The sequence below is a fragment of the Fructilactobacillus sanfranciscensis DSM 20451 genome, assembly GCF_001436035.1.
Taxonomy (GTDB): domain Bacteria; phylum Bacillota; class Bacilli; order Lactobacillales; family Lactobacillaceae; genus Fructilactobacillus; species Fructilactobacillus sanfranciscensis.
In genome coordinates this window covers 78,495-102,942 of sequence record NZ_AYYM01000003.1, presented here as the reverse complement: position 1 = coordinate 102,942, position 24,448 = coordinate 78,495, and the positions used below count along the sequence as shown (strand labels likewise).

At 35.3% G+C, this 24,448-nt stretch carries 25 protein-coding genes, 1 tRNA gene and 1 pseudogene; 4 read left to right on the top strand and 23 right to left on the bottom strand.

The features are described from left to right. Positions 1 to 259 precede the first annotated feature (259 nt). The 19 genes from FD36_RS02115 to FD36_RS02025 all read right to left on the bottom strand — a co-directional run bounded on the left by FD36_RS02115 (position 260) and on the right by FD36_RS02025 (position 16,819). Positions 260 to 1,015, bottom strand: a complete 756-nt coding sequence (locus tag FD36_RS02115) for a DUF4811 domain-containing protein (protein ID WP_056957743.1) — start codon at positions 1,013 to 1,015, stop codon at positions 260 to 262. Continuing rightward, positions 1,015 to 2,493, bottom strand: coding sequence for an MDR family MFS transporter (locus tag FD36_RS02110; RefSeq protein WP_056957742.1), 1,479 nt, complete (start codon positions 2,491 to 2,493; stop codon positions 1,015 to 1,017). The genes FD36_RS02115 and FD36_RS02110 overlap by 1 nt, the downstream gene beginning before the upstream one ends. Positions 2,494 to 2,627: 134 nt before the next feature. Further along, positions 2,628 to 3,326: a 2,3-diphosphoglycerate-dependent phosphoglycerate mutase gene (locus tag FD36_RS02105; RefSeq protein WP_014081691.1), complete on the bottom strand. Its 699-nt coding sequence runs from the start codon at positions 3,324 to 3,326 to the stop codon at positions 2,628 to 2,630. Positions 3,327 to 3,382: 56 nt separating this feature from the next. Further along, positions 3,383 to 4,462 (bottom strand): AI-2E family transporter, encoded by a 1,080-nt coding sequence (locus FD36_RS02100; protein ID WP_056957741.1) that lies wholly within the window; start codon positions 4,460 to 4,462, stop codon positions 3,383 to 3,385. Positions 4,463 to 4,482: 20 nt separating this feature from the next. Continuing rightward, on the bottom strand, positions 4,483 to 5,313 hold the full coding sequence (locus FD36_RS02095) for a hypothetical protein (protein WP_056957740.1): 831 nt from the start codon (positions 5,311 to 5,313) through the stop codon (positions 4,483 to 4,485). Between the two features lie 131 nt (positions 5,314 to 5,444). Continuing rightward, positions 5,445 to 5,780, bottom strand: coding sequence for an AzlD domain-containing protein (locus FD36_RS02090; RefSeq protein ID WP_056957739.1), 336 nt, complete (start codon positions 5,778 to 5,780; stop codon positions 5,445 to 5,447). 14 nt (positions 5,781 to 5,794) lie between these two features. Then, positions 5,795 to 6,565 (bottom strand): AzlC family ABC transporter permease, encoded by a 771-nt coding sequence (locus FD36_RS02085; RefSeq protein WP_056957753.1) that lies wholly within the window; start codon positions 6,563 to 6,565, stop codon positions 5,795 to 5,797. Positions 6,566 to 6,753: 188 nt separating this feature from the next. Beyond that, the gene (locus FD36_RS02080) at positions 6,754 to 7,911 is read right to left on the bottom strand and encodes a sensor histidine kinase (RefSeq protein WP_082610576.1); all 1,158 of its coding nucleotides are present in this window, start codon (positions 7,909 to 7,911) and stop codon (positions 6,754 to 6,756) included. A 2-nt stretch (positions 7,912 to 7,913) separates the two neighbouring features. Further along, positions 7,914 to 8,600, bottom strand: coding sequence for a response regulator transcription factor (locus tag FD36_RS02075; RefSeq protein WP_056957738.1), 687 nt, complete (start codon positions 8,598 to 8,600; stop codon positions 7,914 to 7,916). A gap of 137 nt (positions 8,601 to 8,737) precedes the next feature. Beyond that, a complete protein-coding gene (locus FD36_RS02070; protein ID WP_056957737.1) occupies positions 8,738 to 9,472 on the bottom strand; it encodes a DUF1129 family protein in 735 nt (244 codons plus the stop codon). Positions 9,473 to 9,480: 8 nt separating this feature from the next. Continuing rightward, positions 9,481 to 10,581: a redox-regulated ATPase YchF gene (gene ychF / locus FD36_RS02065; RefSeq protein WP_014081684.1), complete on the bottom strand. Its 1,101-nt coding sequence runs from the start codon at positions 10,579 to 10,581 to the stop codon at positions 9,481 to 9,483. A gap of 18 nt (positions 10,582 to 10,599) precedes the next feature. Continuing rightward, the gene (locus FD36_RS02060; RefSeq protein ID WP_056957736.1) at positions 10,600 to 10,788 is read right to left on the bottom strand and encodes a DUF951 domain-containing protein; all 189 of its coding nucleotides are present in this window, start codon (positions 10,786 to 10,788) and stop codon (positions 10,600 to 10,602) included. 11 nt (positions 10,789 to 10,799) lie between these two features. After that, positions 10,800 to 11,681, bottom strand: coding sequence for a ParB/RepB/Spo0J family partition protein (locus FD36_RS02055; RefSeq protein ID WP_056957735.1), 882 nt, complete (start codon positions 11,679 to 11,681; stop codon positions 10,800 to 10,802). Next, complete coding sequence (locus FD36_RS02050; protein ID WP_014081681.1) at positions 11,671 to 12,438, bottom strand: ParA family protein; 768 nt, start codon at positions 12,436 to 12,438, stop codon at positions 11,671 to 11,673. Before FD36_RS02050 ends, FD36_RS02055 begins: the two co-directional genes overlap by 11 nt. 15 nt (positions 12,439 to 12,453) lie before the next feature. After that, entirely contained in the window at positions 12,454 to 13,176 is a 723-nt protein-coding gene (rsmG, locus tag FD36_RS02045; RefSeq protein ID WP_014081680.1) for a 16S rRNA (guanine(527)-N(7))-methyltransferase RsmG, read from the bottom strand. A gap of 128 nt (positions 13,177 to 13,304) precedes the next feature. Beyond that, the gene (gene rihC / locus FD36_RS02040; RefSeq protein ID WP_103450351.1) at positions 13,305 to 14,222 is read right to left on the bottom strand and encodes a ribonucleoside hydrolase RihC; all 918 of its coding nucleotides are present in this window, start codon (positions 14,220 to 14,222) and stop codon (positions 13,305 to 13,307) included. After that, on the bottom strand, positions 14,219 to 14,626 hold the full coding sequence (locus tag FD36_RS02035; RefSeq protein ID WP_338029790.1) for a tautomerase family protein: 408 nt from the start codon (positions 14,624 to 14,626) through the stop codon (positions 14,219 to 14,221). Before FD36_RS02035 ends, rihC begins: the two co-directional genes overlap by 4 nt. 74 nt (positions 14,627 to 14,700) lie before the next feature. Beyond that, positions 14,701 to 15,963: a NupC/NupG family nucleoside CNT transporter gene (locus FD36_RS02030; protein ID WP_056957733.1), complete on the bottom strand. Its 1,263-nt coding sequence runs from the start codon at positions 15,961 to 15,963 to the stop codon at positions 14,701 to 14,703. A 43-nt stretch (positions 15,964 to 16,006) separates the two neighbouring features. Continuing rightward, the gene (locus tag FD36_RS02025; RefSeq protein WP_056957732.1) at positions 16,007 to 16,819 is read right to left on the bottom strand and encodes a hypothetical protein; all 813 of its coding nucleotides are present in this window, start codon (positions 16,817 to 16,819) and stop codon (positions 16,007 to 16,009) included. Positions 16,820 to 16,950: 131 nt separating this feature from the next. Here FD36_RS02025 and FD36_RS02020 point away from each other — a divergent pair, with 131 nt between their 5' ends. Beyond that, a complete protein-coding gene (locus tag FD36_RS02020) occupies positions 16,951 to 17,562 on the top strand; it encodes an SGNH/GDSL hydrolase family protein (protein ID WP_056957731.1) in 612 nt (203 codons plus the stop codon). Between the two features lie 34 nt (positions 17,563 to 17,596). Here FD36_RS02020 and FD36_RS02015 read toward each other — a convergent pair whose 3' ends face one another. Then, on the bottom strand, positions 17,597 to 18,148 hold the full coding sequence (locus FD36_RS02015; protein WP_056957730.1) for an SAV1803-related protein: 552 nt from the start codon (positions 18,146 to 18,148) through the stop codon (positions 17,597 to 17,599). Positions 18,149 to 18,159: 11 nt separating this feature from the next. Next, positions 18,160 to 19,686, bottom strand: a complete 1,527-nt coding sequence (locus FD36_RS02010) for a ClC family H(+)/Cl(-) exchange transporter (RefSeq protein WP_056957729.1) — start codon at positions 19,684 to 19,686, stop codon at positions 18,160 to 18,162. A gap of 400 nt (positions 19,687 to 20,086) precedes the next feature. Here FD36_RS02010 and FD36_RS02005 point away from each other — a divergent pair. Together FD36_RS02005 and FD36_RS02000 are read left to right on the top strand one after the other, a co-directional pair. Continuing rightward, a tRNA-Asn gene (locus FD36_RS02005) sits at positions 20,087 to 20,160 on the top strand. Between the two features lie 94 nt (positions 20,161 to 20,254). Next, complete coding sequence (locus FD36_RS02000) at positions 20,255 to 21,085, top strand: hypothetical protein (protein ID WP_056957728.1); 831 nt, start codon at positions 20,255 to 20,257, stop codon at positions 21,083 to 21,085. Positions 21,086 to 21,273: 188 nt separating this feature from the next. On the opposite strand, the pseudogene FD36_RS01995 reads toward FD36_RS02000, so the two are convergent. Further along, positions 21,274 to 22,196: pseudogene (locus FD36_RS01995) on the bottom strand (IS30 family transposase). 348 nt (positions 22,197 to 22,544) lie between these two features. Further along, the coding region (locus tag FD36_RS06650) for a tyrosine-type recombinase/integrase (RefSeq protein ID WP_156402033.1) at positions 22,545 to 22,844 on the bottom strand (300 nt) is incomplete at its 3' end. A 172-nt stretch (positions 22,845 to 23,016) separates the two neighbouring features. Between FD36_RS06650 and FD36_RS01985 the strand changes: the two genes are divergently transcribed. Continuing rightward, positions 23,017 to 24,300, top strand: coding sequence for an IS1380 family transposase (locus FD36_RS01985; RefSeq protein ID WP_056957727.1), 1,284 nt, complete (start codon positions 23,017 to 23,019; stop codon positions 24,298 to 24,300). Positions 24,301 to 24,448 lie beyond the last annotated feature (148 nt).

Genomic DNA, 24,448 nt, shown 5'->3' with positions numbered 1-24,448 from the left:
CATTTACAGTGCATATAATATGTTACTAGCTAATAGAGAAATTGTCAACATATATTATTAATTTTTTTAGAAAATAATTATATAGAAAACGTCTTACTATCAGCGACAATTAATATAATATTACCAATCAAATTAAATGTCAATAAAAATGGTCAAGAAAAGTCAATTTTTTTAAAATGATTTTTCAACTGATAATAAAATTTCAAAAAATAAAAAAAGGAACCTCACTTATGTGAAGTTCCTTCCTAATCTAATTAAATTATTTAAGATTCATTTCAGCTGCAACTTTTTGTGAAAGTTGTGCCATAGATTGCGCTTTTACTTGCTTTTGAAATTCCACAGCATATTTTTTAGTTAACTTTTGTTTTTGTGCATCAGACATTTTAGGATTCTTTTGCATGTCAGCAGTTAACTTACCTTGAACAAATTCTGCTCCTTTAGCTTTGGCAGCTGCCATTGCTTCAGGTGTTTGCATTGCCTTAGCTTCTGCTTTCATCTTAGCACCAAATCGTTTGGCTTGATCAGGTGTCATTACAAGTACTCCATTTTCAACTTCAAAAGTTTTGGTTTGCTTAATTAACTCATGCTTTTGAGCAAATTCAAACAACGCTTTATAAAAATCATTCTTGTAAACCCAATAAGTTCCTTTAGTTACAAGTTGATTCTTAGAAGCATTTTCTTTAATTACATTTTTCGTATCCATTGCTGGCTTAGCAACAGTTGGTTTCTTTTGGCTTGCTTTTTTGTTATAAATAACAGCTTGTTCAGAACCATCAGTACCGACTGGTTGTTTTAAAATCATCATTTGCTTTACTGGAGCAATTTCTGTTCTAGTAACAATGGTTTGTTGTTCCATTCCAAAATGATATTTGAAATTACCCATCATCGCAAGAACTGACAAAATTGATAAAATTGCAAAAAAGACTCCAGTAACATTAGAAACCTTTTGATTAGGAATCAAATTCCAGCAAAGAAAGAACGCTAGTACGGAAACCGTTAATAGTAAGAAAATCATTATTTAGTGTCCTCCTTACCTACTTTAATGGTAGTAACTCGACCTTTTTTTAACATAAATCCAGCAAGGAATGCTATCAAACTAAGTCCAAAGGCAATCGCAAATGCAGCTGAATAACCTTTCAAAGTTGCATTAATTGCTAAACTAACATAGTGAATTGGATTAAGCTTCATTATATGTTTAGCTGGCATGTTATCGGTAGTTACATTAGCAAGAATTGATACCATGATTGCAGTAGCAATTGAAGCACAGATTTGACGAACCGTATTATTAACGGCAGTTCCATGACTCATCATAGTAACTGGTAAAGCATTCATTGCTGAAGTTGTAACTGGCATCATAACCATTGCTACCCCAAACATCCGAACAACATATAGCATTGTGATGTAATGAACTGGAGTGGTCTTAGTTAAGAACATGAATGGGAAAGTACCTAATGATATTAAGAATAATCCACCAATTGCTAATTTCTTAGCACCATATTTATCAAAAATCTTACCAGTAAAAGGACTCATAATTCCCATCATAATTGCACCAGGTAAAAGAGTTAATCCAGAGTCAAAAGCCGTCATTCCACGTACAATTTGTAGGTAAAGCGGAATAATCATTTCTACACCAATCATAGCCATGAAAACGATTGAAGCAATCATTGTCCCAATACTAAATTCAGCAGACTTGAACACATTAAGGTTCAAGAATGGTTCTTTCATGGTTAATTGACGCCAAACGAATAAGCCAACAAAAATAGCACCGATAACTAATGAAACAATTACAGTTTGACTACCCCATCCGTCGCTACCAACTGATGAAAATCCATATAAAGCACTACCAAAACCAATGGTAGAAAGAATTAATGATAGTACATCTAATTTTGATTTTTCTGTTTTAAGGACTGGCTTAATGTAAACTAACCCAAATATTAAAACAAGAGCTGCGATTGGAATTAACATTCCAAATAAATCACGCCATTGATAATTATCAATAATCCAACCAGAAAGAGTTGGTCCAATGGCAGGTGCAAGTCCAATTACCATTCCAGCCATTCCCATGGCAGCTCCACGCTTGTCAGCAGGGAAGATGGTCAACATAACTGTTTGAAGTAATGGCATAATTACACCAACTCCAACAGCTTGAACTAATCGACCAGCAAATAAAACACCAAATGATGGTGCCATATATGCCATGATTGTCCCAATTTCAAAAATTAACATGGCACCTAAATAGAGCCACTTAGTATTAAATCTGGTATTTAACCAAGCACTAACCGGGATTAAAATACCATTAACCATCATAAATCCAGTAGTCAACCACTGAACAGTTGATGTATTGATATTAAAAGCATGCATTAGTGTTGGAAAAGCAGTTGCTAAAATCGTTTGATTCAAGATAGCCACAAAGGCCCCGACTAATAACAAAAGAACAAACATCGTACGATTGTACGGTTTCCCCTTTGCATCAACAGCTTGATTTTTGTTCATATAAAATTCCCCCATGTATATTACTAAAAGTAAGTTCTATGATACGACCATTTTTAAGATTGTCAAGTAATCTGACAACGATTTTAGTGCAATAAAAAAGCCTGCACTAATTATAGTACAAACTTTTTAAATATTTATCTGTTTTCGTCTAACTTAGTTTTGCTTACGATGTTTAAGTTTTCGTCAATGTCGTAAACAATTGGATCACCAGTAGCAATTTCTACATCCATGATATCTTCATCAGAAATACCTTCGATGTATTTAGTTAAGGCACGTAATGAGTTACCATGTGCAGCAATGATTACGTTCTTGTGATCTAATAATTTAGGAGCAATTTCATCTTGCCAGAATGGAATTACACGTTCCAAAGTGGTTTTAAGATTTTCACCTGCAGGAATTGCACGTGGGTCTAAATCAGCGTAACGACGGTCTTTAGTTGCTGAACCTTCATCATCGGCACTCAATAGTGGAGGCAAAACATCATATGAACGACGCCAAATGTGAACTTGGTCTGCACCGTACTTTTCAGCAGCACGTTCTTTGTTGTGACCTTGTAAAGCACCGTAATGACGTTCATTTAAACGCCATGATTTCATTTCTGGAATCCATAATTGGTTACTTTCACCTAAAGCATAGTGCAATGTGTTAATGGCACGTTTTAAAACTGAAGTGTAAGCTTGGTCAAATTCAAGACCGGCATCGGCAATTAACTTACCTGCATGTTTAGCTTGCTTAACTCCTTCTTCACTTAGATCAACATCAACCCATCCAGTGAATTTGTTTGCTAAGTTCCATTCACTTTGTCCGTGACGAATTAAACATAATTTAGCCATTGTTTATACCTCTTTCGAATTAAAATCTATATTTAGTATACGTATTACATAATACATCATTTTACATATTTTTTTAACAATTTTCTTATGAAGCCGGGATTTTTTTCACGATCTTTATTAACTTGATTAACCTTTTGAACCCCAAAAACATCTAATAAGAAAGTAAAAATAGGAACAGAAACAATTAATCCCCAAGTTCCTAAGAAATGTTCTCCAATTAATAACACCACAAAGGTATAAAAAATTGGAAGCTCAGTCCGTGCTGACATAAATTTAGGGTTTAAAATATAAGCTTCAATTGCATGCACCACTAAAATAATAATCATAATATACACAATGTATCTTAAACCACCCACTGCGTATCCCGCAATTGATAAAGGAATCACAGAAACAATTACTCCGGCGACAGGAATTAGACTCAAAAAGAAAATCATAAGCGAGAATAACGCTAACTCCGGCATATGCATAAATGCTAAGCAAGTAGTGGTAATCACGGTATTACAAATTGCAATGAAAAATTGAACTTCTAACACTACCCCAAAAGTCTTTACAAAAATGTTGCCAAAATATTGTAAATCTTGGAAAAACCAACTAAAGGTACTATCTAGAAATTTCTCGGAAAAACGTTTCGTTTGTTCAAGTTCTAAAGTGAAGAAAAAGCTTAAAAGAATTGACATAAATAAGGAAAAGCTAACCGTCCCAATGCTCGTAATGTAACTCCAAATTACTCCTAAACTATCTTGAATTTGATGAGGAACATTAACGCTGTGCATAAATTTGATAACAACTTCTCGTACCTGAGGATTAGTAATTCGGCGTGGATGCTGATAAAAATTAACTAATTGTTTAGTATATTTAGCTGTTTGATCAGCAATTGTTGGCAAGTAATTAATGGCAGCATAAGTAATTAATCCTACTATTAAGGCATAAATTATAATCACCAAAATTGGAATTGGAATTTTAATCTTTTTTCGAATTGCTACTACCATTTTAGTTACTAGTAATGTAAAGATAAAAGTCAGCAGTACAGTTGTCATCATTTCACGACAAAAATACAAAACTGAAATAATAAACATCAATACAAAAGTTCTTCTTAAGCGAACATTATTAATAAAATTATTCCAATGTACTTGCATCAGTTTTCTCCTGTTACTAATTAGTTAAAACGGTTTGAATACTCATTAGGATTAGTATAAACATCGTAAGGATCGTTCGTTACACTTAATGGACCATTTGCAATATTAGTATTATCAACAGTAGATGTATTAGAACTTGTCCCACTATTTACAAAACGATTTGCGTATTCTTGAGGATTAGTGTAAACATTAAATTGACTTAAATCATTACTACTTCCATTTGCTGAGTTTGTCCCATTATTGGAACCGTTGTTGGCGTTGCTATTATTAAGTTTTGCTTTATTCGCTGCATTGATTGATTTATCATTTGATTTTTTTAAATCTTTTGCTTTAGCTAATACATCCGCATAATATGATTGATTAATTGTATCGTCATCCAAAATTTGATTCAAAGTGTCGTTTGAAAGTTGATAATTTTTTTCATTATGTTGTTGAACTGTAGCTTTGTAAATTTTATTAAATTGATTAATATTAGCAGTAATTAATTTAACTTCTTTAATTTTTTGTTGAGCCTGATTAGCTAAATCTTTTGATCCATTTTCAACATTTGCTGCCATTTTAAATGAATTTTTAGCCGTTACAAAATCATTTGATCTTAATTGACGCTCACCATCAGTATATTTTTCAACTTGGCTAACAGATCCGTTGGCCTTTTTTGAATCTGGCTTAGCATCAAGTGCCTTTTGAAAATCTTTTTTAGCTTGGTTATAATCATGGTTTTGCAAAACTATATTCCCATTCTTAAGATTAGTTTGGTAGATATTTTCTTTGTTAGCATGATCGATATACATCCATCCACCAAGCAAAATTACTACAACTAGGGTAATCACCCCTGATATCCATTTTTTCATTAAAATAATCCTCCATACAAATTAAAAGGCTTGATTTACCTATCATTATATCATACCAATTTTTAATTAAGCGTACTCCTTCACTAAACAAAAATGGTTCTAACTAAACCAATAGTTAGAACCATTTATTTTTAAAAGACAAACATTGAGAGTAGAAATGCCAAACCTAAGCCAATGATAACTGATAATGCCATGGAACGCGTCCAAAAAGCAATTGCAATTACCACTATACTAGAAATCAATTCTGGAAAATGCCCTTGTAAAGTAAAATCGTAAGTTTTTGTAATAAATAAGTCTTTTACTACCAATGAAGTAAACAAACAAATTGGCACAAATTCCATCCATTCATTAAACCATTTAGGAATTTTCCGAGCACGGAAGATGTAGAGTGGGATAAATCGAGGTAATAGCGCTACAAAAAAACAAAGTATTACTAACAGAAAATATTGCATTCCGTTCCATTCCATTTTTTAGTCCTCCCCTAATCTTCTTTAGGTGTACCAGCTGGGTTCTTAAACATCTTAATTAAGCGACTCTTATGATGAGTCTTAATCCGTCGCCGTCTGAGATAATTGTCAATTAAGAAACCAACAAAAGAAGCCAAAAGCGTCGAACAAACTAAACCAAGCGTTGATTTAGTAATCACTAAGAAAAAGATTGCCAAACCTGCAGCTAATAAAGCAATAAAAATCTTCAAAAAGTTCTTAACTTGCATCACAATCATAAATAAGAATAAAGCAGTTAAAGCAAAATGAACGACCGTTAAATCAATATGGATTGCTGTACCAAGTAAGCTTCCAACTACGTTACTCATCGCCCAAAAGAATAGTGACCAGTGCTCGATTTGCAAAGCATATCGAGGTGTGAACTTTTTATCAGTGGAAAATTTCAAATAGTTTACAGCATAATTTTCATCATTCATCGAAACTGCAAATAAAAATGTAAATAACGTGCTTTGCCCATGCAAATATTTCGACAGACTTGATCCTAATAATGCATAACGTAATTCCAAGAAAAACAACATTAATACAATTGTAAGTAATGGTGAATTAATGGTTAACATTGATGCAATCAAGAATTGAGCTCCACCAGAAAAAACCAAGATAGATAGTAACAACGTATTAAAAAAGTTGAAACCTGCTGCATGTAATAAAATACCACTAGCTAACCCAATCGGAATATAACTAATATCTAGTGGGAATGAAATCTGAAAATTTCGACGCCATGCCGGAATTTTTGGATCTGCTACCATTTTTGTCAATTGAAATCCTCCAAATAGTGACTTCATTTATAACTCTTGTCCAATACTTTAATTATATTGTAAAAAGTAAAAATAAAAAACCACTTTGCCAACATTTGTAAAAAAACTTTTTTTCTAAAAGTTAACGACAACGTTTAATTAAATGACAAACGAAAAAAGCTAATCAAATGATTAGCTTTTTAATCAGTTTGTTTTCCTTTAATTGGTAAGGTAAACACAAATGAAGTTAATTTATTGGTCGAATTTACGTTAATAGTTCCACCTTGATTTTGGATAATTTCTTTTACAATTGCCAAACCTAACCCGCTTCCACCAGTATTGGTGTTTCGAGAACTTTCTTCTCGATAAAATCTTTCAAAAATTCGTTCAATTACACTGGTAGGAATTCTCTTTCCATCATTTGCAACTGTAAATTGAATTTGAGCACCTTTAACTTTGGCACTTAAACATATTTTATTAGCACCCTCACCATAAGAAATTGCATTAGTAATTAGATTATTAAAAACTCGACCAACTAATTCAGCATTTGAAGACATAATCACATCTTTTTTGAGTGGTTTAACAACTATTTTAATTCCTCTTTTGCTAGCTTCTAACGCAAATGATGTTTCTAATTGAGTCAATAGTTGATTAACATCAATTGGATTCATTTCTAATTTGCGTTGTTTCAAGTTGTTAGCCTTTGTATATTCAAATAATTGGTCAACTAGTAATTTCATTTGCTGCGATTTTTCATAAGCAATTTTACAATATTTTAAGATATCTGCTTCAGATTGATATTGATGATCCTCAATTAAACCTAAATAGCCAATAATTGAAGTCAATGGTGTTCGTAAATCATGACTGACACTAGTCACTAAATCATCTTTTGACTTTTCAATCCGTCGTTCATCGTCCATTGATTTAATCACATTTTCAACTAAAAAATTAACACTTTTGACCACCCGTTCATTATCCCCGCTTAATTGAAAAGGAATTTTATGCTCAAAATGGCCATCTGAAATATAATGTAATTCATCAATTATTCGACTAATTTCAATTCGTTTATAGATTCTAACCAAACGCCACCAAACAATCAATCCGTTGATTATCAACATAATAAACCAGAAAAGACCTTCCCAACTAAGAATTGGTTGCCGAAATGGACCAAATGTCACTGACTGTTTAATAATAAAAATACCATCCGTAACACCTTGATTGTGTCGAATGAAATTAACGATAATATTACCAATCGCAAAATCAGCCAAGATCAGCAAACTCATCGTTAAAATTCCTTCAATCCAGAGCTCTTGTCTTTCATTTCGTTTAAGTTTAAAGCTTTCGGTATTGTTCTTCAAAATTAACCTTCAACCTTGTATCCGACACCCCAAACGGTTTTAATGATGTCTTTTCCATCAGTTGCTTCTTCAATCTTGTCACGTAAATGACTCATGTGGACCATTACTGTCTTAGCAGAAATGACACTTTCTTGTTTCCAAACTCGTTCAAAAATTTCGTCAGCAGAAAAAACTCGATTAGGATGACTAGCTAATAAATATAAAATTCCAAATTCGATTGCTGTTAATTGAATTTTGGTTCCGTTTTCCGTGGTTACTTCATGAGAATCCTTATTGATTTTAAGTCCCTCAATGTCAATCACATCTGGTTCGTCATTTGTTACATTATTTTGACTTCGACGAAGGAGTGAGTGTACCCGAGCCATCATTTCTAAAGGGTTAAACGGTTTAGTAACGTAATCATCTGCACCAGATGTCAATCCTTGAATTTTATCCATATCTTCAATTTTGGCTGAAAGAACAATAATTGGTACTTGTGAATCCTTCCGAATTTCATTAATTACTTCGATTCCACTCATTCCGGGCATCATAATATCTAAGATTACTAATCCAATGTCACTGTTAGTATGGAGCATTGAAAGTGCTTCCTCACCGTTATAAGCAGCAATTGGAGTGTAACCTTCGTTTTTAATGTAAATCTCTAATAATTGAGCAATTTCACGATCATCATCGACAACTAATATTTTCATAATTTAATAAATCCTTTCTGAATCTGACTTTTAATTAATTCTAACTAAAAGAATTCTCAAAAGAAAGTAAATGGCGCGATTATAAGAAAAACTTAGCAATTAAAAAAGCCTCTTTCCACAGAAAAAGGCTTTTAAATTTAACGACGACCAGCAAACAATCCACTAGTAATCGTATATTTGGTCCGCATGTATAACACTCCAACTAAGGCTAAAACCCCAATTACAACATCAACAATTGGTGAAACTACTGGATTTAACCCAGCTGGTAACAAATTGGTTCCATAGAATACAACCATCCAAATCATGAATAATCCAACCATCATAATGGAACGAATTAAGGCATTATGTTTGTGCTTAACGCCAGGTGCAAACAATTGGGTAACAACTGGCATTCCAATCCCAGCAAGTACTGAAGAAAGAATGATGCTCGTGATTCCGGCTACTCCACCTTGTTTGGCTTGCGCTGGAGAAACCCAGAACATCGCAGCATACATAAAACTGAATAAAATTAAGAACCACAAAACATTATAAGAGGCATCGATTAAATAACGTTCCTTAGTTAAGGGTCCAGCTGGTTTCCGTGGTGGATTAACTGTCATAGCTACTTTTTCGGTAACAGTCCCATAAAGGCCTTTAGCAGTGATACCCTTTTTTTGTGCTGCAAGAATTTCATCAATCATAGTTTTGATGATATCAGCTTGTTTTTCAGCAAGCACATTTGTTTCAGCTAAAGCAGCTTTGAAACGTACTAAATATTCAATATTACGTTTCGTTAAACCTAACTGATCAAATTCTTCATAAGTAGCTTTTCTTCCACTTTTGTGGTGTTGTTGTGCTGCAGCATTTCGCTGCTTATTTTCTAATTCGCTCATATTTTCTCCTATACATTGAACCGGAAATTAACGATGTCACCATCTTGCATAACGTATTCTTTACCTTCAACTCGTAATTTACCGGCTTCTTTAACTGCCTGTTCGCTACCCAATTTATCAAGGTCTGCAAATGACATTACTTCTGCTCGAATAAATCCTCGTTCAAAATCTGAGTGAATAATTCCAGCAGCTTGGGGAGCTTTCGTCCCTTTTAAGTAAGTCCAAGCTTTGGTTTCTTTACCACCAGCTGTAAAGAAAGTTTCAAGATTTAGCAATTTGTAGGCTGCCCGAATTAACTTATCTAATCCTGGTTCTTCTACTCCAGCAGCATCCAAAAATTCTTGTTTATCTGCATCATCAAGTTCAGCAATTTCTTCTTCACTTTCAGCGGCAATTCCAATTGCTTCAGCACCATGTTCGTTAGCATACTTTTTAACCGCTTGGAATAATTCATCTGATTCTGGGTCGCCCATTGAATCTTCACTAATATTTGCAACATAAAGAACTGGTTTTGAAGTTAATAAGAAAAAGCCTTTTACAATTTTTTGTTCTTCTTCATCTAAATCAACATCACGCACTGATCCACCAGCTTCTAGAACTGGCTTAATTTTTTCAATCACAGCTAATTGTTCTTTAGCTTCATCATCATTTCCTTTAGCGGCCCGTTCAACTTTAGCAAAACGTTTGTTAACGGCTTCTAAATCAGAAAGACTTAGTTCTAAATTAATTGTTTCAATATCAGCCACTGGATCAACTTTATTAGCTACGTGGGTGATGTTATCGTCTTCAAAAGCCCTCACGACATGGACAATCGCATCAACTTGACGAATGTTTTCCAAAAATTTATTTCCAAGTCCTTCACCTTTACTGGCACCTTTAACAATCCCAGCAATATCAGTGAACTCAAAAGTTGTAGGGACAACTTTTTTAGCAGGAATCAATTCTTGAATGCGGTCTAAACGTTTATCAGGAACTTCAACCATTCCAACGTTTGGATCGATTGTAGCAAACGGATAGTTTGCCATTTCTGCTCCCGCTTTAGTAATCGCATTAAATAAGGTTGACTTACCGACGTTTGGCAAGCCCACAATTCCAGCAGTTAGTGCCATTTTATCATTACCTCTTTCTTAATCTTCTGTATGTTTTTCTAGTATTTTTTTCATTCTCTTATCAAATTGACGTCTGGCCAACATTACGACGTGTCCACAGCCAAGACATTCTAATTTAATATCAGCACCCATGCGAATAATTTTCCACCGATTTGTTCCACAAGGATGGGGCTTTTTCATTTCAACAATGTCATGTAATTCGTACATAAAATCGCTCCTTAATCCAAATGAATATCAAGTAGTTCTAAAATTCGAGTTAAATCAGCATTAGAAAGATAATCAATTTCAATCTTTCCTTTTCCTGATTTAGGACGTGTTTCATTGATAGCAACACGAGTCCCAAATTTATCTTGTAGACGATCTTCGCTTTCCTTTAAATAAGGAGATTTGCGAAAACTATTACTTTTTTTCTTTTTATCTTCTTTGGGATTTAAAGCAGCAATTAGTTTTTCTAATTGCCGAACAGTTAACGTTTCGTCAGCAACTTTTTTTGCCAATTTAATTAACTCAGTTTTATTCTTCACAGCTAATAAAGTCCGAGCTTGTCCCATCGAAAGTTGACCTTTTTGTAACATTTCTTTAACTTCAGCAGGTAAGTTTAACAACCGAAGATAATTAGCAATGTAAGGACGACTCTTTCCTAAACGACGGGAAACTTCAACTTGGGTAATATCAAGATGAGTCATCAACATTTCGTAAGCTTTAGCTTCTTCTAGAGGATTCAAATCTTCCCGTTGAAGGTTTTCCATCACGGCAATTTCCATCATTTGTTCATCCGTTGCATCACGAACAATTGCTGGAATGGTTTCTTTTCCAGCAGCTTTAGAGGCACGAAAACGTCTTTCACCTGCTAGAATTTCGAATTTGTTTTCTTTTTTATTTGGTTGACGCACAATGATTGGTTGAAAAACACCCGAAGCTTTAATTGATTCAGTTAAATCATTTAAAGCACGCTTATCAAATTTTTTTCGTGGTTGATAAGGATTGGGAATTAAATTTTCCAATTTCAAAGTTTGAACAGTTTCATCACTCAAATTAATATCATTGTCGTCAAATAAGGCATCCAGTCCTCGACCAAGCCCTTTACTATTATTTGTCATTGGCAGCTAACACTTCCTTTGTCAATTTCATGTACACTTTGGCACCCTTTGAATTTGGATCATAATCAATAATGGGAAGTCCATGCGATGGTGCTTCTGAAAGTCTTACATTACGTGGAATAATACTTTTATAAACTTTTTCTTTAAAGAACTTACGCACTTCTTCATTTACTTGGGCACCCAAATTAGTTCGGGCATCATACATCGTAAGTAAAACACCTTCTACATATAGATTAGGATTAAAATGTTTTTGAACTAATTGAACCGTATTCAATAATTGACTCAACCCTTCAAGCGCATAATATTCACTTTGAACGGGAATTAAAATTGAATCACTAGCTGTAAAAGCGTTAATCGTAATCAACCCCAATGAAGGAGGACAGTCAATTAGCACATAATCATATTGATCATTAATTTGCTTAATTGCATTTTGCAACCGCGTTTCTCGTGCCATTTGTGGGGTTAATTCAATTTCTGCACCAGATAATTGAATTGTGGCAGGAACGATATCTAAACCTTCATGTGCGGAATGCATAATTACATTTTGCATTGGTTCTTCATTAACTAAAACATCATAAACATCCTTTTGAATGTTTTGTTTACTAATTCCCACACCACTAGTAGCGTTTCCTTGAGCATCGGAATCAACGATTAAAACACGTTTACCTTCACTGGCTAGGCCAGCTCCGAGGTTAACAGCAGTGGTAGTTTTACCAACTCCACCTTTTTGGTTTGCTAACGCAATTACATGTGCCATTGTTTGTGTCCTCCTTTATTTAATGGGTTCTTTATTTGGGGTACCTGCTTTACGGGGATATTTAATCGGCGTTTTCCGTTCTTTTTCAATCACAATAATATGACGTTCTTCATCATTTTCTGGTAATTTAAACGAAAAATCTTCTGTTACTTTTCCACCAAGCACATGAATTGCCTTGGTAGCATCCGTTAATTCTTCTGGAGCTTTTGCAGCTTTCATGGCAATCAACTTACCACCAATTTTTACTAATGGTAAACAAAGTTCACTCATTACACTCAAACGAGCTAAGGCTCTAGCGGTTGCTAAATCAAAACTTTCACGGTCTTTAGATCGACGGCCACCAAATTCTTCAGCTCGAGCATGAACTAGATTAACTCCAGTTAACCCTAATTGACTAACCAACTTTTGTAAGAAAATAATTCGCTTATTAAGTGAGTCAACAATTGTAACTTGTAGGTCAGGGTTTACAATTTTTAACGGGATGGATGGAAATCCAGCTCCTGCACCAACATCTACCAAACTCTTTGCTTCTTTTAATTCCGAAACGTAAAAAGCTGGTGAAATAGAATCATAAAAATGTTTAAGGTAAACATCATTACGTTCTGTAATGTTGGTTAAATTAACATTCTGATTATATTCTACTAACAATTCAAAATAGTCTTTAAATTGTTGCATTTGTTGGTCAGATAACGCAAACCCTTGTTTGGCTAATCCCTGTTTAAATTCTTCTGGTGTCATCTGAAACTCCTAACTTCTTAATCGAACAATAATTGCATATCTATTCTCCATTATAACTAAATTTTAAGATTTTAGTTAGCTAGAAAACAAAAAAGATTGGATATTCTCCAATCTTTTTCAATAAATTGCTATTTCATTTTTTTAACTTCTGCTTTAAACCAATCATTGAAAGCCTCAGCATCAATATCAAGGCAAACATCTGCGTTCGTTTGACCGTCATGATAAGCACCCCGAATATCGGCAACAGTTTCACCATTTGCGGGACCTTCTGTTTGAATATCAATCCACAACTTTTTAGTAGTCATGAATTCTGGATGAAGTAAGTAAAAAATGGTGTTAACGTCATGCATTGCCACTCCATGTTCGTTCCGATCACCATCGCTAATAATCAAGTCATGCAACATTTTCCCAGCTGGGTTCATAGTTTCAATTTCAGCTAAGGTTTCTGGTGTCACTAATGCTTTTTTAGTAACATCAAGCCCCACCATCACAATTGGTACGCCAGATTGGTACATCATCTTAGCTGCGTGAGGATCAGTAAAGACGTTAAATTCAGCAGCACTCGTCATATTACCACAACCTAAAGTACCACCCATTGCCACAATCCGTTCTAACTTATCTTTAACTTCTGGATATTCGGCAAAAAGTAAAGCGACATTCGTATATGAACCAGTTGCTACCAAAGTTATTGGTTCATCACTAGCCATAATCACGCGATGCATTGCTTGTACAGCAGTTTCTTTTAATGGCTTAGGTAATTCACCATGAAAATCATAGCCACTCATCCCAGACTCACCATGAATCCGTGCAGCATCTTCAAATGGTTTGATTAACGGCTGTACCGCCCCTGCCGCAACTGGAATCTCGGTTCCTTTACCAAAAAAGTTAATAATTTTTAAGGCATTAATGGTGGTTTTATCGACGGTAACATTTCCGGCCACAATCGTCACTAATTCAACGTCTAGTTCTGGATTGTTAATTGCCACTGACAATGCTGCGGCGTCATCAATCCCAGGATCGGTATCCATGATAATTTTTGTCATTATAATCCTCCATCAAGAAATTGATGTTTACCAAGACCAAAACTAAAATCTTCAGCATGGTTATTAGCAAAGACAATCATCAAATCTTCAGGTCGAAGGTTCATTTCACGTTGAAGCGCTTCAACTGCAGCTTTTGCATAAGCTTTCTTTTGCCCAGTTGTTCGTGGAGTTGAAAGAATTTGAATTAAAATTACATCATCAGTTCGTTCAATTCCTAATCCGGCATCTAACAGGAACATTTCGTAAGGTTCATGTTGCGTTACAACTTGGAAACGGTCATCTTCTGGAACCCCAAAAGTATCACGAGTTACATCGTAAGCAATTTGCATTACTTGTTTAATTTGTTCAGGAGTTCTTCTTCCTTTAATTAAATCAATCCGCATAAGTGGCATTTCATTCACATCCATTTCTCATTTATTAAGGTAATTTTACCACAATTTCAAACAAAAAAGAGTGGCACAAGACCACTCTTCAAAGTATCTTACCAAACAAAGATTCCCACGATTCCAGCTGACATCAATGAAACTAAGATTCCAGATAAAAAGAGGTAAAGAATGTTTTTCGAAATCATATCATTTTTCTTGCGGTCAACAATTCCTTTCAAACAACCAATAATCATTCCAACTGTACTAATGTTAGCAAATGAAGTTAAAAAGACTGTTAGTTCAGCTTGGAAGTGACGACTGAAGACATGTACATTGTTAATTTTAGGAGCAATTTCTCCCATAACAACGAATTCATTGGTTACCAATTTAGTTCCCATGTATTGGGCAAATTGGAAAGCATGATTAACATCAAGACCCATTAACCAAGCAAATGGGAACATAATTACTCCCAAAATGTGTCCAAGTGATAACCAAGGATTAATTAAACCAAGTAACTTACTAATTAAAGCAGCTAAAGCAACAAACGCAATTACGTTAGCAACGATAATTAAGATCAACTTACCGGCACCTAAGATTGAATCACCTAAGAATGAGAAGAATGGTTCTTTAGCTGGTTTTCCAGGCTTATCTTCAACAACTTCTTCAGCGATTTGTTTGTCATCAGCAGGACTACCAATTTTGTAAATAACATCTTCAGCTTTGGTAACCTTAACTGGGTTCAAAAGGTTCGTAATAATGATAGCATTTAAAATGTTCAATGGAATTGCTGTCAAAACATATTCACCTGGTACCATTTGAGCATAAGCTCCCACCATGGCAGCAGTGATACATGACATTGACATCATCGCAATTGTTAAAACTCGTTCTGGTGAAATTCGTTTTAATTGCACACTTGAAACAGCCATTGCTTCAGTGTTTCCTAAAAACATCATTTCAACTGCGAAGAATGATTCAAACTTAGGTTGTCCAGTGATAAATGCCATTCCACGACCAATCCATTTAATACAGAATGGAAGAATTCCGAAATAAGTCAAAATATCAAACATTGGAACAATCATTAAGATTGGAAGCAATGCAGCTGTAAAGAAGTTCATTTGTTTAACGTGTACCCAATCTGGAAAGGCAAATGCAATTCCAGTATAAGAAACGTTAATCAACCATTGAAATCCTTGAGCGGCACCTTTAACAATGTCACGTCCCCAACTAAAGTTAGTAAGGAAAAATGCAAGGAACAAGTTAAGTACTAAAACAACTAGCACTGATCGCCAATTAATATTTTTACGATCTTTGGAAAGTAAAAAAGCAATTGCCATAAAAACAATGACACCAAAAACGTTAACGAGCAAATAAGTACTCATGAGATAGATTCCTTTCGAAAATCAGAGCAATAAATTTTAATCGTTACTTCATGCAAGGTAATAAGCTGTGTTTAGGCGAGATAACTTGGTCTTGAAGCCCCATTGCTGCTAAGACAGTTGCTCCAACTTCACAGACATAAGGTTCATTTTTGAAGTGATGACAATCAGAGTGATTATCATGAATCATCACTGGTAAAATCTTGTACGTTGGGAAACCGTCACGTGTTCGATTATCTCCAATTCGACTAGATACAACCATTAATAAATCATCATCACTTAAATTATTCATCAAATTAGACAAATGGTGATCAACCACCGTTAATTCATCAGTAAAAGCATCAAAATCATTGCTTTGCGCTAATTCCTGTAATTGAGGTAGTTGCGTGTAGAAAAAGCCTTCGTCATTTTTTTCAATTTGATGGTCAAGCTCAGAAAAAGCCTCTTCATCAGTACTAACTTGGTAGATATCACTTAATTCTTGCGAAAAAAGATAACTAACAAACTTAGAAATAATAATTGAATTTGTATGCTTAGCAGTTTCTTCAAATACACTCGAAACTCGGTAACTCAAAGAACAGTCAAACATTTCGCGCAAACCAGAACAAGGTTTATTAACGATGCATCTCGTTCTAGCTAGTCCATATGTATCCACAATATGTGGGTCAATTTCCTCATTGTCATTAAAAAAGACGTTAAAGAAACCTAACTTATGCAAAGCTGGTAACGAAAAGTCCGATGACTGGTTGAGAACATGAGTCAACATGGTATCATTATCTGAATTGTATTGGGCAGATTCGTTGTCAGATCTAAGACCTAAGGCAGCTAAATCAACTAAAATCACTCGCTTATAACTCACTTTAAACCCTCCATAAAGTAATCATCTGTTTCAATTATAAATGAAGCATTTCTTTGTAGCAATCTTTCCTTAAGAATTTCTGAAAAATAAGTTAAAATGAACTTAAATAATAAGTATCAAGGAGTTTAATCATGCTAAAAAAAGCAAATTTAATTATGTTAGGTGACTCAATCACGAACGGTTTTGATGGTCACAAAGATTTAGAAAAAAACATCTCCTACTATCTTAGTAAAATAGACCCACAATTTAATATCACAAATGCTGGTGTAAATGCCGGTACAATTACTGGCAATACAGAACGTGACCTTACTTTTCAAGTAAGTAATCATAATTTTGCTGATTATCAATTAGCTACAATCTTTTATGGAACAAATGATTTTGCCCATCGAGAAGAAACCCTTGAAATTTTAGGCAGAATTTTACAAAAAAATATCACAACTATTAAACAAGAGAATCCCACCATCAAAATTTACGGAATTTTACCAATTAACCGTTTCGATGGAGGAATTGATAACTATCACATCAGTGGATTAGCTCAATATTCCTTTGCTGAATTGTTAAATAAATTAACTAAAATTTATCAAGCTAACCAAATTCCTGTTTTAAACTGGCGCAAGATTGCTCCTCAACTTTTAACTTTTGCTAACTATGTCAATGCTCTTGGTGATGGACGTTTACACCCGAATACCTCTACTTATCAAAAAATGGCAACCATTATTAATCAATTTATTCTAGAAAATTAAAAAATACCCCAAAGGCTGAGGGGCCTCAATAAAGTTAGACAAAATCTAACTGAAATTGAGGCCCCTCATTAAGCAGTGGATTTAATTTTTCCACTAATTCACTGGGTAAATAAGCAGCTTGATATGGTTGATACTGCCAGTTGGTTTTACCCGGGACGTGCTTTTTCACGTACCAATCATTCACCTGTTGGGCTAAAATTTGAAACCCAGGAAAACCAAATTGCAGTTTTGTTTCATAGGTAATCAAGGCGTGTAAAATCAAGTGTTCAATTAAATTACAGTACACTAATTGATTTTTGATTTGGTAAGCATAAGGATAACGGTAATGCCAAATGAAGCGGGGATTACTTAAATTCAAGGCTTTAATTTCATCGATGTGATAACAGTAAAGTCCCTCTTTGATGCGACTAACCCCTTTGGCCTTGGTCAGCGTCTTATTAATTCCTGCTAAAAACTTTTCGTAACCCTCTTCTTTGAAATAGTTTTCTTTCGCAGGTCCATATTTAGATAATAAGTATTCAACGGCCTCTGCATAGGTCATTCGTAATAACTTGACGTAGTCTTGATATTTTTCTTCGTAATCCATAGACCTACTCCTTAATTACTCATAGTTAATTCCTTCATTTTTTCATAAAGGTAACCAATGTTATTTTTGTGAACTAATACGTAGAGTACATCGCCTGGTTTGATTTTAGTTTTTCCTTTGGGAATAATCGTTAAATTACCCCGTTTAATCGTAATTAGAATGGAGTTACCTGGCCATTTAACGTTTTTAACAAATTCATGTGCCACAGGACTATATTCATAGACTGGCATTTTGGCGATATCAGTTGGTTCTTTAGAATCAAGATAACGTTTAACCCGAGTGAGTCTTTCAGCCAAAGCTTGATAAATCGGTTGACTTCCAAGCCAATCAGAAGACAAATAGGCAATCAAAACGACAATTGCTAATGACATAAAGTTGTGCGTACTCCCTACTAGTTCGGTAATCAAAATAATTGAAGTAAAAGGTTCCTTACTGACGGCCGTAAAATACCCAGCCATCCCAAACACGATGAAATTATTGAGATAAACAGCGTTCAACAAACCAAGTTGTTGCATCCCCGTTCCATACACCGCACCAATTAAAGCACCTGCTGCCAAGATTGGCATGAAAAAACCACCAGGAATTCCAGCACCATATGAAATTAACCCAAAGCCAATCCGTAAAACTAGGTAAAAAATGAGTAACTGTAGCGGGTAGTTATGCGTGGAAGCCAACATAATTAGTTTACTTCCGCCACCCAATGTTTCTGGGAAAAATACTCCAATCGGAATTACCAATAAAATTGGAATTAAACAATAAAAATACCATGGAACTATCCGAATTTTGGCATACCATAAGGGAAAATCTAACAAGCCTTTGTTGTACACATATCCTAATAAACCGATAATTAATCCAAATGGAATTAATTGCCAATAGGCTAATGGTGGTAAGACCCGATTATAGAAAATTGGTAAAATCGGGGTTAATCCAAAGACATTGAATGAAACAAAGTTCGACGTAACTGCCCCCGTTAAAGCTGACAACCACACCGTTGGCTGAAAATTACGATGAATTCCTTCCATTACGAAGAAAGTTCCTGCTAAAGGTGCACTAAAAGTGGCTGATAAACCAGCGGCTGCTCCGGTGGTAATCAAAAGCCGTCGATCAGAACCGTGTTGTTTAAATCCTTGTGCAATTCCTTGCCCAACTGCTCCCCCTAGTTGAATCGAAGGACCTTCACGTCCCATGAAAACTCCAGTTCCATCTGTTAAAACTCCAGAAATAAATTTCCGCCATAAAACAGAGAACCAGTTCATTTCCAAATTACCAGCTAGTTGAGCTTCAACTTGAGGAATTCCCGATCCCCGAATATTAGGATTACCTTTCATCAAAAGTCCGACGATGATTCCTAATCCAATAAAAAGTGGAATCATTAGCCATAACCAATTAGGCTGCTGCTTAATCAACAGATAGCCTTTTACACTATAATCAAGCCCTTTTTCAATTAAAATCCGAAACACGGAGATTACAATTCCGGTTAAAACTCCAATTAAAGCACTAATACCAACAAACTGCAGATTTTTCTTTTTTGAATCCATAACTTCATCTCCAAAAACTTAATACTTTAATTGTATCAGTTTGAAAACAAAGTAAGTTATTTTTTCTGTTTATGGTTATACCAAACCAAAAAATAAGCATCTGAAACACAAACATTCCTCTTATTTTAGACAAATCAAAAAATATTTACTAAATTAATTATTTTTTTGCTTAATTAATGCTCATTATTAGCATTTTATTCAACAAATCACGGATAATAAATTTACCATATCTTTTAAGGTCCACATATTAGTCATAATTTTTATAAATGCGAACATTACATACTAATAAAACACGATTAAATACGAAAGTGGAACATTAAAATTAAAGTAAATGAAATCAGTTTGCATAAACGAATAATAGCTATTAAGATAGTGCATGTACTCAAGTAAGACAATTCATTGACGTGTAGTTCAGTTGGTAGAAACACCTGACTGTTAATCAGGATGTCGTTGGTTCGAGCCCAACCACAGCAGTTATCCCAAGTCGTTAGTTCATTGAACTGACGGCTTTTTTGTTATCTTCGGAGTATAATGAAAACATATTCAAATAACCAAAAAGGAATTGCATATGTTAGTAAATCTCGTATTCAATATTTTTTATCTCTTCAGCTTTTTAGCAATTGTCTTAATTGGCTTACCATTATTAGATGGTTTAATCAGTTATACTCTAGCTAAGAATTTGAAGGGGTACATGGTCAATAATTTTAGTTTCAAGTCACAATATTGGCTTGGTGGCTTAGGTGTTATCATTCATGAATTAGGTCATGCTGCTTTTGCAGTAATTTTTGGCCACAAAATTACCCAAATTAAGTTACTAAACTTTCATCCAGAAGATGGAAGTCTAGGCAGTGTAGGCAGTATGTATAATCGTAAAAGCCGATACCAAACCCTAGGCAGCTTTTTCATTGGACTTGGTCCCCTGTTTAGTGGTTTATTGGTCTGCTGGCTCTTATTAGAATTTTTGTGTCACCCGATTTATACTGCGATTCCTTTGGATGAAGTTAAACAATTAGGTCCAACCAATTTCATCAATTTTATTATGCAAATAACCACAACTTGGTTAGGCAACTTTACCACTGCTTTTCTAAACGCTGGCATTGTCAATCAGCTTATTTTAATCATCTTAATTGGGATGATTAGCTCGACAGTCTTTAGTTTATCAAGCGAAGATCTGCATTCTAGTTATACTGGTTTACCAAGTTTCTTCATGGTAACTGCCGTACTGAGTGTCATCGGTGGAATTTTAGAAACTATCAGTCTTTCGTTTCACTTAACCATCGACCGACTCCTATTACTCATTGCGGCTTTATGGCTCATCTTATTGATACTAATTTTCGTCTGTTTGTTAATCAGCTTAGTGGAAATGTGGCTGGGTAGTTTAATTTTAAGAATAAGATAGTCGGATAATTATGGTAAAATAATTTCAGAAAAAAAGGAAGCGATGGTAGGACATCACTTCCAGATTGCAAGTCAGTGTATTAGATCAATCTTTATGATTGGTCTTTTTTGATACTTGAATTTTTTTAAATTTAGAATAAATCCTATTTTTAAATATGTGGCAGATTGCAAGAAATAACTTGAACAAATTTAGTAACGCAGATTACGCAAAAAGATCTCAATCGGTGTTCGCCAATTTAAACATTTGAGTGGTCGGGAATTCAAATACCAGTTAATTTGAATCAATTCATCATCGGTAATCTCATCAATCGGTTGACCTTTGGAATGAAGCGGCGTAGTACTCGGTTGCGATTTTCATTACTGCCTCGTTCATGTGGCGAATAAGCGTGCGCAAAGTACAGCGGAACACCGGCCTGTTCTTCAATCAAATTGTAGTTGGCGAATTCTTTCCCATGGTCAACAGTAAGGGTCTTGAGATTATCTCCTAACTGGTTAGCCAATTCTAAAATAGCCTTGGTCATTGAAGTACTATCTCGTCCATTAAGCCGTTTAACGATGGTAAGCCGACTCTTACGCTCGACAAACGTAGCTACTGCTTGACCTTTACGTTTTCCAGATAAAACTGTATCAGCTTCGAAGTGACCTGAAGTATTACGATCAGAAATTTCAGCTGGACGATTTTCGATGGAACGTCCATGACTAAAACTACCACGGGTTTCTTTAGCTCGTTTGCGACGAATACCATGGTCAGGTAAATCAGTCACATTAATATCCAGTAGTCCCTGATCAATCCAGTTATAGATGGTTTTGTAGGCAATTCTAACTACATGAGCCACTTGTTCAATTGACCATTTTTGGATCTTGATTTTTTCTTCAATCAATCGCTTTAGGTTAGTCGTTAAGATGGTTTTACGACCACGATGACTAAGTTTAACTTCATGGTCAGTTTGAGCCTTAACTGCGTGATACTCACCAGCTAAGCGATGAACCTCATTAAAGATAGTGGTTTTACTAAAGCCTAAATAATCGGCAATATATTGAAGTGAGTGCTTTTCATGATGAAGTGTTTCGATGACAACGCGGTCTTCAAATGATAAAATAGTGGTGCCCATAAAGGTCCTTCTTTCTAGTGGAATGTTGTGGTGACACCATTAAAGACCTTTATGGGTTTTTCTGTCCACCAATATGTTCAACTTAAATTTTACAATCTACCAAAAATAAAAGTTGCCTAATCAGTTCAGACCTAGATAAAAAACATTCCGAATTATTGACTTATGAGCAAAATTTTTTAATAGGTTAACCCAAATCAATTTGATCTAACATCGTTTCGCGACTAGCTTGGTCTAACCCAAGATAAGTCAGTGTCATGGCTTCACTTGAGTGATTCAATAAATGCATGACTAAGCCAATGTTGTAGTTTGATTGTGTATAGACGCGATAAGCACCTGTTTTACGCATANGTGATTCAATAAGTGCATGACTAAACCAATATTGTAATTTGACTGTGTATAGACACGATAAGCGCCTGTTTTACGCATAGTGTGCGTGCCTAAATAGTTGATACCTAGTAGATCACCAACACGCGCCATCACTTTATAAAACTGTTTATCGGTGATATGGCGATCATGATGGGCTGTCGAGGGGAATAACCACTCAGAATTGATATTTTCTTGGACCAGCCAATCATGATATTGCAATAAGTCTTGCTGAACAGGCTTTAAATATAACGTGTTTGCTTTACCGGTCTTTTTATCATGAATAAACCCGGATTATTCATCAAGACAAACAAAAACCCGCTGAAACAGCAAGTTAATACCGTTTCAGCGGGTTTTGCGCTTTCACCCGTTGGGTAAAAACCATAGGAGCTCTTTTTTATGATATTTTGTTAGTGAAAAACAAACCAAATACTCAAAAATTGGAGCGTCTAAAATTATGACTCAAAAAGTATTACCTAGCAACCATTTAGTTGCAGTTTCAGACAATGGGGCACCAATTACCTCGGATGGTGGCAACGTGCTGCTTAGTATGTTTCTGAATTCACCTGTAGTTTCCAGGCTCTTTAATAACGTTGAATTCAACGATAATCGCAAAAATCCACGCTATGCTAAGGTAGAATTGTTATTGCAAATGCTCATTCAAGTTATCGAAGGTTATCGCAACGACAACGTTGCAGATTACTTGACCCAAGATATCGAACATCGACTTGTTTATGCGCAAAACATGGCATCTCAACCAACTATTTCCAGATTTCTATCACATCTCACGAACGAAGACATTGATGAGCTACAAGAATTAAATCGTCGTATTGTATCTTTAATTGATGAAAGATCAGCCAACACTGAACTGGTGCTAGATTTGGATTCAACCTACTTTGAGACCTTTGGTCATCAAGAAAAAATTGGTTTTAATTATCACTACTTGAACGTCGGTTACCATCCGCTTATCATGACCGATGCTTTAACTGTAACCGTGCGTCAGGTATCGTTGCGAAGTGGCAATACCTATACTGGTAATGGTGCAACTGAATTTGTGCAAGGGTATCTGTCAACTGGTCTATCCGCTCAACATCAGACAATTATTTTGCGTGGTGACAGTGGCTTCGCCACGCCAGACTTGATGGAAACGTTAGAAGGCAACAATATTTTTTATACCATCCGATTGAAGTCAAATCCCCGATTGAAGCGTATGGCACTTGATGGACGATATGTTAATCTCGACAATCTTTTGACGATTGAAGGTCAGTTGACGACCGATGAATTTGAGTATCAAGCCGCCTCATGGGACAAAGCACGTCGTGTTATCGTTTTAAATGATGAACATGGCGGTACACAGTTCATCGTCACTAACCTAAGTCTTCCACAAAAAGACATCGTCCGTGTTTACCGCAAGCGTGCGGCGATTGAAGACATTATTCGCGAGCTTAAAGGTGGATTTGCCTTCGGCAAAACTGATAGCAGTTCATTTTTCGCCAACAAAGCGCGCATGTGGATCTCAGTAATTGCATCAAACTTGATGCGGTTGATGAAGAGTATTGCATTGGACGACCAGCAACAATCGTGGACAATCAACACCTTTCGAGACCGTTTGTTAAAAATCGGGGGACGTGTCACTAAGCACGCCCGCAAGGTGATCTTGACGTTAGATAGCCGCATCCAAGAACAATTCGATGGTCTGTTCTGGCGAGCTTGGGAACGACTAAATGCTTTGTGGCAATAAAACAACGAAGTAGATTTTCAAAAAAATAGCAAAATCTGGCTGGTTTTAGTGTGCCCATTTTTTTCAAAAAACGCTCAATCGAAAAAAACACCCTGAAACCGTGCCAAGGTACTGGCAGTTTCAAGGTGATTTATCGTATTTTACTGAT

What these genes read in the sequence shown, in the direction of transcription:
- FD36_RS02115 (WP_056957743.1), bottom strand. Translation starts at nt 1,015, where the DNA reads ATGATTTTCTTACTATTAACGGTTTCCGTACTAGCGTTCTTTCTTTGC.
- FD36_RS02110 (WP_056957742.1), bottom strand. Translation starts at nt 2,493, where the DNA reads ATGAACAAAAATCAAGCTGTTGATGCAAAGGGGAAACCGTACAATCGT.
- FD36_RS02105 (WP_014081691.1), bottom strand. Translation starts at nt 3,326, where the DNA reads ATGGCTAAATTATGTTTAATTCGTCACGGACAAAGTGAATGGAACTTA.
- FD36_RS02100 (WP_056957741.1), bottom strand. Translation starts at nt 4,462, where the DNA reads ATGCAAGTACATTGGAATAATTTTATTAATAATGTTCGCTTAAGAAGA.
- FD36_RS02095 (WP_056957740.1), bottom strand. Translation starts at nt 5,313, where the DNA reads ATGAAAAAATGGATATCAGGGGTGATTACCCTAGTTGTAGTAATTTTG.
- FD36_RS02090 (WP_056957739.1), bottom strand. Translation starts at nt 5,780, where the DNA reads ATGGAATGGAACGGAATGCAATATTTTCTGTTAGTAATACTTTGTTTT.
- FD36_RS02085 (WP_056957753.1), bottom strand. Translation starts at nt 6,565, where the DNA reads ATGGTAGCAGATCCAAAAATTCCGGCATGGCGTCGAAATTTTCAGATT.
- FD36_RS02075 (WP_056957738.1), bottom strand. Translation starts at nt 8,600, where the DNA reads ATGAAAATATTAGTTGTCGATGATGATCGTGAAATTGCTCAATTATTA.
- FD36_RS02070 (WP_056957737.1), bottom strand. Translation starts at nt 9,472, where the DNA reads ATGAGCGAATTAGAAAATAAGCAGCGAAATGCTGCAGCACAACAACAC.
- ychF (WP_014081684.1), bottom strand. Translation starts at nt 10,581, where the DNA reads ATGGCACTAACTGCTGGAATTGTGGGCTTGCCAAACGTCGGTAAGTCA.
- FD36_RS02060 (WP_056957736.1), bottom strand. Translation starts at nt 10,788, where the DNA reads ATGTACGAATTACATGACATTGTTGAAATGAAAAAGCCCCATCCTTGT.
- FD36_RS02055 (WP_056957735.1), bottom strand. Translation starts at nt 11,681, where the DNA reads ATGACAAATAATAGTAAAGGGCTTGGTCGAGGACTGGATGCCTTATTT.
- FD36_RS02050 (WP_014081681.1), bottom strand. Translation starts at nt 12,438, where the DNA reads ATGGCACATGTAATTGCGTTAGCAAACCAAAAAGGTGGAGTTGGTAAA.
- rsmG (WP_014081680.1), bottom strand. Translation starts at nt 13,176, where the DNA reads ATGACACCAGAAGAATTTAAACAGGGATTAGCCAAACAAGGGTTTGCG.
- FD36_RS02035 (WP_338029790.1), bottom strand. Translation starts at nt 14,626, where the DNA reads ATGGATGTGAATGAAATGCCACTTATGCGGATTGATTTAATTAAAGGA.
- FD36_RS02030 (WP_056957733.1), bottom strand. Translation starts at nt 15,963, where the DNA reads ATGAGTACTTATTTGCTCGTTAACGTTTTTGGTGTCATTGTTTTTATG.
- FD36_RS02020 (WP_056957731.1), top strand. Translation starts at nt 16,951, where the DNA reads ATGCTAAAAAAAGCAAATTTAATTATGTTAGGTGACTCAATCACGAAC.
- FD36_RS02015 (WP_056957730.1), bottom strand. Translation starts at nt 18,148, where the DNA reads ATGGATTACGAAGAAAAATATCAAGACTACGTCAAGTTATTACGAATG.
- FD36_RS02010 (WP_056957729.1), bottom strand. Translation starts at nt 19,686, where the DNA reads ATGGATTCAAAAAAGAAAAATCTGCAGTTTGTTGGTATTAGTGCTTTA.
- FD36_RS02000 (WP_056957728.1), top strand. Translation starts at nt 20,255, where the DNA reads ATGTTAGTAAATCTCGTATTCAATATTTTTTATCTCTTCAGCTTTTTA.
- FD36_RS01985 (WP_056957727.1), top strand. Translation starts at nt 23,017, where the DNA reads ATGACTCAAAAAGTATTACCTAGCAACCATTTAGTTGCAGTTTCAGAC.